6 protein-coding genes are annotated in these 10,977 nt (G+C 60.9%); 2 read left to right on the top strand and 4 right to left on the bottom strand.

Annotation, left to right across the window (positions count from 1 at the left end; translation table 11 throughout):
• The first annotated feature begins 339 nt into the window (after positions 1–339).
• Positions 340–2,400, top strand: a complete 2,061-nt coding sequence (locus IRZ31_RS16940) for a WD40 repeat domain-containing serine/threonine-protein kinase (protein WP_297155765.1) — start codon at positions 340–342, stop codon at positions 2,398–2,400.
• Positions 2,401–2,524: 124 nt separating this feature from the next.
• On the opposite strand, the gene IRZ31_RS16935 is transcribed toward IRZ31_RS16940, so the two are convergent.
• Positions 2,525–3,415, bottom strand: coding sequence for a DNA methyltransferase (locus IRZ31_RS16935; protein ID WP_297155762.1), 891 nt, complete (start codon positions 3,413–3,415; stop codon positions 2,525–2,527).
• Between the two features lie 180 nt (positions 3,416–3,595).
• Positions 3,596–4,402: a class I SAM-dependent methyltransferase gene (locus IRZ31_RS16930; RefSeq protein WP_297155759.1), complete on the bottom strand. Its 807-nt coding sequence runs from the start codon at positions 4,400–4,402 to the stop codon at positions 3,596–3,598.
• Positions 4,403–4,892: 490 nt separating this feature from the next.
• On the opposite strand from IRZ31_RS16930, the gene IRZ31_RS16925 reads away from it, so the two are divergent.
• Positions 4,893–5,846 carry an alpha/beta fold hydrolase gene (locus IRZ31_RS16925; RefSeq protein ID WP_297155756.1) on the top strand — a complete coding sequence of 318 codons (954 nt, stop codon included), beginning with the start codon at positions 4,893–4,895 and terminating at the stop codon, positions 5,844–5,846.
• Between the two features lie 145 nt (positions 5,847–5,991).
• Here IRZ31_RS16925 and IRZ31_RS16920 read toward each other — a convergent pair whose 3' ends face one another.
• Together IRZ31_RS16920 and IRZ31_RS16915 are read right to left on the bottom strand one after the other, a co-directional pair.
• On the bottom strand, positions 5,992–7,929 hold the full coding sequence (locus IRZ31_RS16920) for a tetratricopeptide repeat protein (protein WP_297155754.1): 1,938 nt from the start codon (positions 7,927–7,929) through the stop codon (positions 5,992–5,994).
• Positions 7,930–8,294: 365 nt separating this feature from the next.
• Positions 8,295–10,592 carry a PAS domain S-box protein gene (locus IRZ31_RS16915; RefSeq protein WP_297155752.1) on the bottom strand — a complete coding sequence of 766 codons (2,298 nt, stop codon included), beginning with the start codon at positions 10,590–10,592 and terminating at the stop codon, positions 8,295–8,297.
• Positions 10,593–10,977: the final 385 nt, after the last annotated feature.

The raw sequence follows: 10,977 nt of genomic DNA, 5'->3' as shown, positions 1-10,977 counted from the left end.
CACCTCCAGTACACGGCCCCGCGCCGTCCCTACGATTTCCCTTCTCAGGGCCTTCTCCCACTCACCCCCTGCGCGGCTCAGTCGCTCGTAAACGGCGGCAAAAAGCGGATGATGAATACTCTGCATGGTGTTTGACAGCTTTCTTTAGAGAATGTTACTATAGCTGAGAGCGCGAGCCGACTCTCCTACACCGGCAACCTGCGCGCCTCAGCCAACGTGTAGAGCACTGAAGCACGCAACGCCATGCAAAGCAAGGCAACGACGACCGGAGACCGTGGCCCCAGTCTCTGTCTGCGTCCTGGCCGGCCCGGCTCCTCTCTCAACGGAGTAACGTAACGGATGTACAACGACGATGCTACTCCCATCTACTGCGACCGCTGCGGCCAGGCAAATCGCCCACAGGCCCGCTTCTGCTTCCACTGTGGGCAGCCTTTGCCAGAGCGCCCTCTCTCTGCAACACCCGGGATCGAGAGAGAAACCGCTTCTGATCTGAGCACCAGCACCGGCAAGCTTCCGATCAACCATCTGCTGCGGCAGCGCTACCGCATCGTGGCCCTGCTCGGCAAGGGCGGCATGGGAGCCGTCTATCGCGCCCAGGATACTCAGTTTGGTGACCGCACTGTGGCCATCAAAGAGATGAGCCAGAGCGGTCTAGGCCCGGAAGAGATCACGGAAGCCACGGCGGCTTTCAAACAGGAGGCCCTGCTGCTGGCGAACCTGATGCATCCCAATCTGCCGCGCATCTACGACCACTTCTCGGAAGACGGGCAGTGGTATCTGGTGATGGATTTCATCGAAGGCGAGTCGCTGGAACAGTATCTGCTGCGCTGGCAGCGGGAACATCCAAACGGCCCGCCCGGACTGCCCATTGCCGAGGTGCTGGATATCGGCATTCAGCTCAGCTCGGTGCTTAGCTACCTCCACAGCCGCCAGCCTCCCGTTATTTTCCGCGATCTGAAGCCGAGCAACGTGATGCGCACCGCCGAGGGCCATCTCTACCTGATTGATTTCGGCATCGCTCGCCATTTTAAGCCAGGCCAGGTGCGCGATACTCGCGCCTTCGCCTCGTGGGGCTACGCCGCCCCCGAACAGTACGGCAAAGCGCAGACGACGCCGCGCTCCGATGTCTACAGCCTGGGCGCAACCCTGCACCATCTACTGACCGGCCAGAGTCCTACGCAGTCCCCTTTCCGTTTTACGGCCATGCATTCGTATACACAGCCGTTGGAGTACGAGCTGGAGAAGCTGATTATGCTGATGGTGAGCCTCGATGAGCAGCAGCGCCCGGCCTCAATGGCGGCCATTAAACAGGAGCTGCAACGCATCGCCGCCATGCAGACGAGCAGCCAGCTCATTAATCAGTCGCAGACCCTGCCCTCGTTGACGACGGCCTCGCCAGAGACGCCCGCTGGGGCCGGAAGCACGCCCGAGATCATCTCGATACCGACCCCAGCGCCTGGCGCTTCCTCTATTACTCCACGTCTGGAGGTGTCTCCTTCAACACCAACGCCCGACAGGCGTCTGCGTCTTTATACGTATAACGGTCACAGCGAGCGCGTCTTTGCTCTGGCCTGGTCCCCCGACGGGCGCCGGGTGGTCTCTGGCGGCTACGATCACACTCTTCAGGTCTGGGACGCCACCACGGGACGGGAGATCTTCGCTTACCGCGGCCATCAAGAGCCGGTGCGCACCGCCGCCTGGTCGCCCGATGGCATCTACATTGCTTCAGGCAGCAACGATCACACGGCCCATGTCTGGGAGGCCGCCAGTGGACGCCGCGTGACGACCTTCCGCGGCCACCAGGATTCCGTGATCTCTCTGAGCTGGTCCCCCGATGGGCGCCTGATCGTCTCCGCCAGTTTGAGCAAGCAGGCTCTCGTTTGGGAGGCTATGACGGGCAAGCGCGTGGCGACCTTGCGCGGTCATACGAGCCTGGTGAGCGCCGTGGCCTGGTCGCCCGATGGCAGCCGCATCGCTTCCGCCAGCCTGGATAAGACAGTCCGCATCTACGATACCAGCTCCTGGGAGGTCATTTTCGTCTATCAGGGCCATTCCGACAGCGTGACTACCCTGGTCTGGTCACCCGACAGCACGCGCCTGGCCTCCGCCGGCGAAGATAAGACCGTCCAGGTCTGGGACGCTACCAATGGGCATCACATTCTGACTTATACCAATCATAGCGATGAGGTGACCGCCCTGGCCTGGTCACCCGATGGGGCACGCCTGGCCTCCGCCGGCGAAGACAAGACCGTCCAGGTCTGGGACGCCACCAGCGGCGACCACCTCCTGACCTATAGCGAGCATCCCGAGGACGTCAACGTCGTGGCCTGGTCGCCCGACAGCACGCGCCTGGCCTCCGCTGGCGACGATGGCCAGATCCACGTCTGGCAGGTAGCCTGATGAGCCAGGCAGCCGGGTCGCTCGTCCCAGGCAAGTTGTTCGCTCGCTCTTAGCACCGCCTGTGTCCTTCCTGCACCTTTCAGCGGCAGGGAAGACATGGGCGTTTCTACTTGCTGACCGCTTCTCACTCGGGCTTCCAGAAGTCGAGCAGATACTCGAAGGTGGTGCCCATTGTAATATAATTGCTGGGCCAGCCGAAGATCCCCACACGATTGACAATATTCGTACGGTCCCAGATGATGATGTTGCGCAACTCGTAGCCGGCCAGGCGCAGGGCCTCGATCACGGCCAGGTGGATGGTGATGCGCTGGTTCTCCCACCACATGTCGGTGACGTTGACTACGCAATGAGCACGCTTCTTGAGCAGGGGTAGTAGCCCAGCGAAGATTTCACGCATAGCCTCGGCGTAGGCTCCCAGCTCTAGCGTGCCCAGGTCTTCGGGAAGCTGGCTGTACTGCTCAACACGGTGGTACTGATCGTTTTTACGCGCCTGACCGCGTCGGCTCTTGTTGAGGCGCGCACGGTTGAGCAGGTTAGCGTAAGGGGGCGAGGTTACGATACAGGCCACGCTCTCAGGGTCCAGATACAAAGGAATGTTGCGCGCGTCATCCTGGAGGGCAAGCTGACGAGTCTGGGCTGCCAGGGGATCGCTGGGCAGCGGCTCACTACTGAGCCGTTCCTCCGCCAGGGCTACGTAGTCAGGATGGATGTCGAAGCCGACGGCGTTGCGCCCGACGTCACGGGCAGCGATCAGGGTGGTGCCGCTCCCCATGAAAGGATCAAGCACCAGCTCGCCACGATGGGTGAAGAGTTCAATGCAGCGCCGCGCCAGGGCAATGGGGAAGGCCGCCGGATGCCTCTGCTTGTCGCGAATGTCGCGTTTCTCGTAGGAGAACTGCCAGACGCCCAACTGGCATTTGATCCATTCTTTGGGCGTCAGGCAGTTGAGATGGGAGGGATCACAGTGGCAAGTACGCTGGCCACTAATCATGAGTTTCTTCGATTGGGCTTTCATGAGATAGCAGTCCCTCCCTTCCCGCTCCCCCGCTCGCATGGAGACAGGCAGGGTGGAGTTCGGCAATTGCAACAGAGACGTGGACCAGGGACCAAGAACTAAGAGCCGTCAGCCCGAGTGATTGCCTTTGGCTAACTGGATCGATCTATCTACCTACTCTATTATTGTACCCTCCTCATATTACGTTCTCTTGCGCCCAACAATAATCTGCCTGGTACCTTTACCAAAGGGCCGCCGCTCGTAATCACCATAGATGGCCTCTACGGCGAAACCGCTGGCGAGAAAGAGTAGCTGCAACTCACGCGGAAAGTACATGTGTAGATCGAGCTGGGTGAGATAGCGCTCATTCTCCCCTTGCTCGGAGAAGCGTTCGTGAATCCAGACCATGTGCTCAAGCTGCTCACATGGATCGTAGCGACGGCTGCTGTAGATGAGCAGGGTACTTTCGCTGGCAGGGTCGCCGATTTCGTCTTCCAGATAGAGCTGAGTGGGACGATTGAGAGCGGCGCTCAGATAATCGAGGTTGGGAAGCAGCACATCGACAACAAAGCGCCCTCCAGGCGTCAGATGATCGTATGTGCAACGAAAGGTTTGTAGCTGCTCTTCTATAGCATAGAGATGACCCGCCGAGTTGAAAGGCAGGAAAATCAGGTCAAAGTCGCCGCAGGCGGGCAAGTGATAGTTGCGCATGTCGCCCTCATGGAGGATGACGCGGCGCTGAAGCTCCAGCGGCTCGCCTCCGAGCTTGCGCCGGTAGGCGGCGAGCATCTGGGGCGAACTATCCAGGCCCTCAATGATGAGTTCGGGGAAACTGCGCGCCAGGGGCAGGCCAATGCGCCCGCTGCCGCAGGCCAGCTCCAGCACATGCCGGGGCCGATATTCCTCGATCAATCCATGCCAGAAGGGAACATCTTGTTCGCTCTGGCTTTGATATTCCAGATCGTAATCCTCAGCTCGCTCGTAATACTCACCAACACAATAGGCCATACTGGTCCTCACCAGCCAGACATCAACACAAGATAGTGCGCGTAGAGAGCAAGCCCGGTACCGGTCACAGAACAGGCCTCCTACGCGCAAAGGCCCCTTTTGCAGGGGCAGTAGCAGAGACAGGGGAAACGGTTAGAGAAGGAAAACGATGGAGGAGAACGGTAGAGGAACCGCTCTCGCCACCTACAGTAGAGTTTAACATATGGTGGACCTGGTGCGCAAGGGCTTGCCTGGGTCTTCCTCGGTTAGCGCCTTTATCCTCTTTGGCTGATCCCGCACTCCCCCTCTTTCAGCCCACGTGATATATTACGGTTGACCCACGACTATGCCCGGCGACGTGGACGGCGCCGGCAGCAAGCGGCTACCCCATCAGGAGAGCAGCCGATGCTCCGCGCTGTCCGTTCCTGGTGGATAGCTGCAACCTATTCGCGAGCAAAACAACACTAAGTTTTTTTCTAGTGAGTGACAGAGGGACATAAGGAGCATTCTTATGAAAATCAGAGGGAAAATTGTGGCGACCGGCCTCATTGCCAGTGGTGTGCTGGGGACGGTGGCGGTGGTCAATAAGATTACCGAAGCGCTGGCCGGCGAGCTGAGTCCCGGCCTTGCCGGAGAGGGGCGCCGCTATCCCTGGAAATATGGTGATGTCTTCTACACCATGCAGGGAGCGCGCGAAGCAAAGCCTCTGGTGCTCGTGCACGGCCTTGGGCCTGGCGCCTCGTCCTACGAGTGGCGACGCAATATTGAGGCGCTGGCTCAAGACTTTCGCGTCTATGCCCTGGACCTGCTTGGCTTTGGCCTCTCCGACCGTCCGGCCATTGCCTATGAGCCGCAGATCTTCAGTGATCTGCTCAGCGATTTCCTGCGCGAGGCAGTGCGCGCACCGGCTCTCGTTGTGGCGCGCGGGCTGAGCGGGGCCTACGCCATCGCCGACGCCTACCGTCATCCGGGCAGCTACGAGCGGCTGGTGCTGGTTTCGCCTCCAGAGACGATGCTCGAAGAGCCTTCTCCAAGTCCGCTGCGCGCGGCCATGCGCTTCGGTTTGCGTCTGCCGCTCGTTGGTCAGTTCGCCTACAATTTACTGACGACCAGAAGTGCAATCCGCAATTACTACGAAGAGCGCGCCTACTACGATCCTTCTCTCATTAGCGATGAGTTGATCGAATATGCCTATATCAGCGCTCATCAGCCCGATGCGCGCTTCCCGCTGGCCGATCTCCTGGCTGGCAAACTGCACGTCGACGTCAGTGAACCGCTTGCACGCCTGACTGTGCCGGTGATGGCGCTCTGGGGACGCAACGGCGCCGGCATCAGCGCGGCCTTCAAACGCGTCAATCCCCAGCTTGAAACGCACGTCCTTGAACGCTGCGGTGAGCATCCGCACGAGGAGCAGCCGGAGACCTTCCATTCGCTGCTTCGCTCCTTTGTTGGCAGCGCCGTCTAAGTAACCTTGTGAGACGTGAGACGCTCAGGCAGCCCCCGCGGGCACTTGGGTTTGAGGCGTAACGCCCAGAAGAAGCCGCAGCCTCGGATGAGGCTGCGGCTGCGGCTTTGTAGTCTCTTGCCCGAGCCATCTCCCTCTCTCAGGCTCATGAGCGGTGAGGCGGCAGATGAGGCCGGAACTGCAGCGCCTGGGCCTTTCGGAGACGACTGAGGGCCAGATCCACTGCCGCGGCCTGGCGATCCATCTGCAGGCGATAGAAGACGCGTAGAGCCGCCCGGTAGCAGTTGCGTGCCTGCTCCAGGTAGCCACTCCTGCTGCGAGGATCGCGCCCCAGCTGGCTGTAGGCCTTGCCGCGTTCAAATTGTAGCTGGGCCCACTCAAAGGGGAAAGCCTCGCGCGTGTAGACCTGCTGGGCCTGATCGTAACAGGCCAGGGCCTGGCGCAGCGCCACCTGACGGCTCCTGCCTCTGGCTGGCAGGCGGCGATAGACCCTACCCAGCGCTTGCAAGGTGGCCGCCCAGAGGGTGGGAGTGCAGTCGGGCCGGTAGACCTCCAGGGCCGCCGCATAGCAGGCTATAGCCTGCCGCAGATGACGGTAGCGATTGCCCTCACGCAGGCTGCTCCAGGCATCCCCCAGAGCGCGCTGGAGCTGGGCCCATTCTTCGGGATGGCCTTCGCGCGTCAAGATCTGCAACGCTGCCCGATAACAGCACACCGCCTGGCGGAGCAGACCAGACTGGTGGCCTGCCAGTTGCTGCAGAGCTACACCCAGATTATGCTGCACTCTAGCCCATTCGTATGGGAAAGCGTCGCGTGTGTAGACCTGCAGCGCTGCCCGATAAGCTGCAATGGCCTTGTGTAAGAAGGTGCAGCGCGCCGGCCCCAGACAGTCGGCATAGGCGTTGCCGAGATTGCTCTGCGTCAGCGCCCACTCGACGGGATGGCTGGCCCGGTTATAGATACGCAGGGCAGCCCGGTAGCAGTCGATAGCTCGCGCCAGATACTCCTGACGCTTGCGCCCGGGCAGGCTGCGGTAGACATTGCCCAGGTTGAGCTGTGTCGCCGCCCAGTCGAGCGGCGCCGTCTCAGGCGTGCGTATCTCCAGCGCAGCCTGGAGGCAAATCAACGCCCGCTCCAGATAGGGATGCCGCTCCTGTTCCTCTCCTACGCTGGCTAGCTCGGCATAGGCAATGCCGAGATTGTTCTGGAGCCGCGCCCACTCCCACGGATAGGCATCGCGGGTAAAGACCCGTCGGGCCGCCTGGTAGCACATAATGGCGCGTTCGATATTGACGCGACGTGGCTGACCAGGCAGCTGAAGATAGGCATTGCCGCGATTCTGCTGCACCGTCGCCCACTCGTAGGGATGGGTGACATGGGTATATATCTGCAGGGCGGCCTCATAGCAGGCAATAGCGCGTTCCAGCTGCGGGCGACGATTGCGAGCGGGCAGGCTTAGATAGGCCGTGCCCAGATTGTTCTGAAGCCGTGCCCACTCCAGAGGATGCTCCTGGCGATCGCAGAGGCGGAGGGCCGCCTTGTAGCAGGCTATGGCCCTTTCCAGGTTGCGATGGCGCTCTCCAGTCGGCAGATCTCCCCAGGCATTACCCAGGTTCTGCAAGGTGATCGCGCGCTGGAAAGCGAACTGTTCGCCGCGGAAGACGCTGAGAGCCGCTTTATAGCAGGTAATGGCCCGCCTCAGCTGCTCGCTGCGTTCTCCGCCCGGCAGCTGGCTGTAGACGGTGCCCAGATTGTGCTGAAGCTGCGCCCACTCGCGCGGATACTCCTCCCGCCTGTAGACCTGCAACGCCGCCTCGTAGCAGGCTATGGCCCGCCTCAAATTCGCTTCGCGCTCGCCTGCGGCCAGTTGGGCCAGAGCATCCCCCAGCCCTTTCTGGGCAGAGGCCCACTCGCGTGGATACTCTTCCCGCCTGTAGACCTGCAACGCCGCCTCGTAACAGGCTATAGCTTCACTCAGCTGTTGTTGCCGATCGCCAGTGGACAGCTTCGCGAGGAGATGACCACGCTCAAGCTGCGCTGCGGCCCATTCGGCATCTTGTCGCATATCATCATGGTCGATCATACCAGAACTCAGCCCCCTGCTGGATTACTTCGTCCCTACTGGAACAATCGGCTTGTTCCAGCCTTCGCTTGAGATGCTCGTCCTCCAAAGCCGCTGACCCTCTCTGGCCGCCCTCGCTTCTGGATCAGCAAGGCAACGGCTACCGACAAGTCAGCGACGGATGACAGGGGCAGATTGGTTGATGAGCTATTGCGAGAGACGACGAGCGATGGGTTGATCTGGCTGACACTTTTAGCTTAGAAAACGGAGCCGTTTCTGTCAAGCATTCAAGCAGACAGGCTAGATAGCGGAATGGAGGAAGTCGCCCCTGTGCAGACAGACAGATAGGAGCCTGCGGCTGGCCAACAAGCGAAGACGCGCTATCGTTAACCTGCCCCCTCGCCAGCATCTGTGAGCAGGGGTAGAGTAAACCAGAAGGTTGATCCGGCTCCGGGCTGACTGGAGACCCCAACGCTCCCCTGGTGACGCTCAACAATGGTTTTACAGATGTGCAGGCCCAGGCCAAGACCAGGGCTGGCGCTTCCCTGGGCCTGGATGCCAGGAACGCGATAGAAGCGCTCCCAGATGCGCCGTTGCTCGGCGGGAGGAAGGCCCGGCCCCTGATCACGTACAGAGACGCGAGCCTGGCATTCTTCACGCTCAATTGAGACGTCGATCGGACTCTCGCGTGGCGAGTACTTAATGGCGTTGGTGAGATAATTGGTGACAACGAGACCGATGCTCTCAGCATCAGCCAGCACCATGATGGGCGCCGGCTCGTTCTCCTGCCTCAGCTCCTGGCCAGCCACCAGCAGACGAATACGCCGCTGGGTCGCCGTCGACTGCAGATCGCTCACCGTCTGACGGACGATGGACAGCAGATTCTCAGGCCGCCGCTGCATCACCAGGCGATCAACCTGGGCCCGCGAGGATTCTAGCAAGTCGCGCACCAGACGGGTCAGCAGACCGGTCTGGCGGTCTGTCCGCTCCAACAGCTCCTGGACGATAGCCAGTTTTTCACGTTGCTCAGCGGTCAGGGGCAGGCGCAGCAGATGGCGTCGGGCAAGCTGGACATTGCCCTTGATGGTGGTCAGCGGGGTCCTGAGTTCGTGACTGGCGATACTGAGAAACTCATCCATACGACGGTTGCTCTCACGCAGAGCCAGCTCATTGGCGCGCGCTTCCGCTCGCTCGTGCAAGAGACGCTCGTGCTCAGTGACCAGGGCCGCCAGACGGGCCACGGCCCTGATGATCGCCATCTCTTCGGCGCTATATTCGTGCTGCTCATGCTCGGCCTGCTGAATGCGAATCAGGCCAATGAGCTGCTGGTCAATGAGCATCGGGGCAATCACTGCCGCGTAACACTCACCGACCTCGATCGGGACAACGCTGCCTTCAGCACCGCTCTGACCAAGCAAGCGATCAGCCCTTAAAGCAGCCACAGCCTCGGGAGAGAAACAGAGACTGAGCTGCGGCTCAGTGGAACAACTCCCAGACAGCCAGTGCAGCCAGCGCTCGCCAGCGCCCTCATCACCGGCATAAGCCAGCAACTGGAGCAGTTCGCTCTCCGGCGCCAGGTGCAGGATCGCCACCTGATGGCAGTTCAAGACCTGGCAGATCAGTCGCGCAAGGCGGTGCGTAATTTCATGCCTCTGTTGCAGGCAGGACCCGTCTGCCTTGACAGATGAGGAGCCTGCCTGCTGGGGAGGCGGGTCAGCCAGGTCGCGCGGGATCTCCACCAGGGCCTCGGCCAGAGCAAGCAGGGCCTCCAGAGCCTCGTGGGTACGGCGCTCTAGCAGATAGCGCTCGGTGACATCGCGTCCAATGGCCACAGCCCCGATGACAGAGCCGCTGTCATCGCGCACCGGCGAGCCGCTCACGCTGATCCGCCGCTCGCAGCCGCTGGGCAGACGCAAGAGGAGATCGCTCAGCGGGGCATCGGCCAGCACCTCACCCCGTAGCAGGCGCTGCGATGGCCACTGCTCACGCGGCAGCGGCTGCCCCGTGGCATCGCGCAGGTCCAGCTGGGCCAGATAGTCATCGACGGTCATCTCCTTGCCAGAGAGCGGCGCCACGCGGTTCAAGAAGCGGCGGGCCGCGGCATTAACGCCGAGAATTTGCCCATCGCAGTCAAAGATAAAGACCGCATCGGTCATGGCCTCGAAGGTCGCCTCTAGCTGATTCGCGCGCAGGGTCGCCTCGTAGGCTGTCTGCACTAGCTCGTCTTCAAGTCGTTTGCGGTCGGTGATGTCCGTGCAGGTGCCCACCCATTCGCGAATGCTACCGTCAGCTTCACGGACTGGAACACCGCGTACCCAGAAGGTGCGATAGACGCCATCGTAGCGCCGGATGCGATACTCAATCTCGTAAAAGCCACCGCTGGCCAGCGCCTGCGACCAGACGTGTAGCGTCCCAGGCCGGTCGTCAGGGTGGACTGCCTCTAGCCAGCCCAAACCCAGGATCTCCTCAAAGCTCTGCCCGGTATAGGCTCGCCAGGACGGCGAGTCCTCTTCGACCAGTCCCTGGGCATTGGCCACCCAGACAATCTGAGCTGTGGCCGCTACCAGTGAGCGATAACGCTCTTCGCTGCGCCGAAGGCGCTCTTCAATGCCGGCGGCTTCGCCCGGCAGTAGAGGAAACGCTTCCCCAGAGGGAGCCGGTGGTAGTTCTGGGAATGTGCTCATGGCGCTCCTGCTCTTCTCTTGATCGCCGTTCCCGCTATCGGCTCAAAGACGCATTCGGGGAAGTTCCATCAATATGGGCAATTTCCTTGTAATTGATATATCAATATGTTTTGTGGCAACAGTCTAAGTGTAGCAGAGATAGCGGGAGTGCGTCAAGTTTTTGCAGGCTGGCTCACATGCGCCTCTCCTGAGAGCCGGAAGATTACCGTTCTCCAACACTTACCCATTGAGGACAGAGCCTGAACAGTGGTTGGTTCCTGCTTCACCCAGGGCAGGTTCACCGCCTCCCGTGAGACGGCCAGAGCTGCCCTGTCCACAGGCGTGACTTCCCGAGGAACTCCCGGTAGTTCTGAGGGCTTCCTGCAACACGTTGAGCGCGGCATTC

Origin of the sequence: Thermogemmatispora sp. (assembly GCF_019683635.1) — a bacterium.
In the GTDB taxonomy this organism is placed as follows: Bacteria; Chloroflexota; Ktedonobacteria; order Ktedonobacterales; family Ktedonobacteraceae; genus Thermogemmatispora.
Note: the sequence above shows the minus strand (reverse complement) of the source record. Positions and strands in the feature narration are given on the sequence as shown.

Excerpts from the sequence above, each read along its gene's own strand:
- IRZ31_RS16925 (WP_297155756.1), top strand. The coding sequence starts at position 4,893 with ATGAAAATCAGAGGGAAAATTGTGGCGACCGGCCTCATTGCCAGTGGT.
- IRZ31_RS16930 (WP_297155759.1), bottom strand. The coding sequence starts at position 4,402 with ATGGCCTATTGTGTTGGTGAGTATTACGAGCGAGCTGAGGATTACGAT.
- IRZ31_RS16940 (WP_297155765.1), top strand. The coding sequence starts at position 340 with ATGTACAACGACGATGCTACTCCCATCTACTGCGACCGCTGCGGCCAG.
- IRZ31_RS16935 (WP_297155762.1), bottom strand. The coding sequence starts at position 3,415 with ATGAAAGCCCAATCGAAGAAACTCATGATTAGTGGCCAGCGTACTTGC.
- IRZ31_RS16915 (WP_297155752.1), bottom strand. The coding sequence starts at position 10,592 with ATGAGCACATTCCCAGAACTACCACCGGCTCCCTCTGGGGAAGCGTTT.
- IRZ31_RS16920 (WP_297155754.1), bottom strand. The coding sequence starts at position 7,929 with ATGATCGACCATGATGATATGCGACAAGATGCCGAATGGGCCGCAGCG.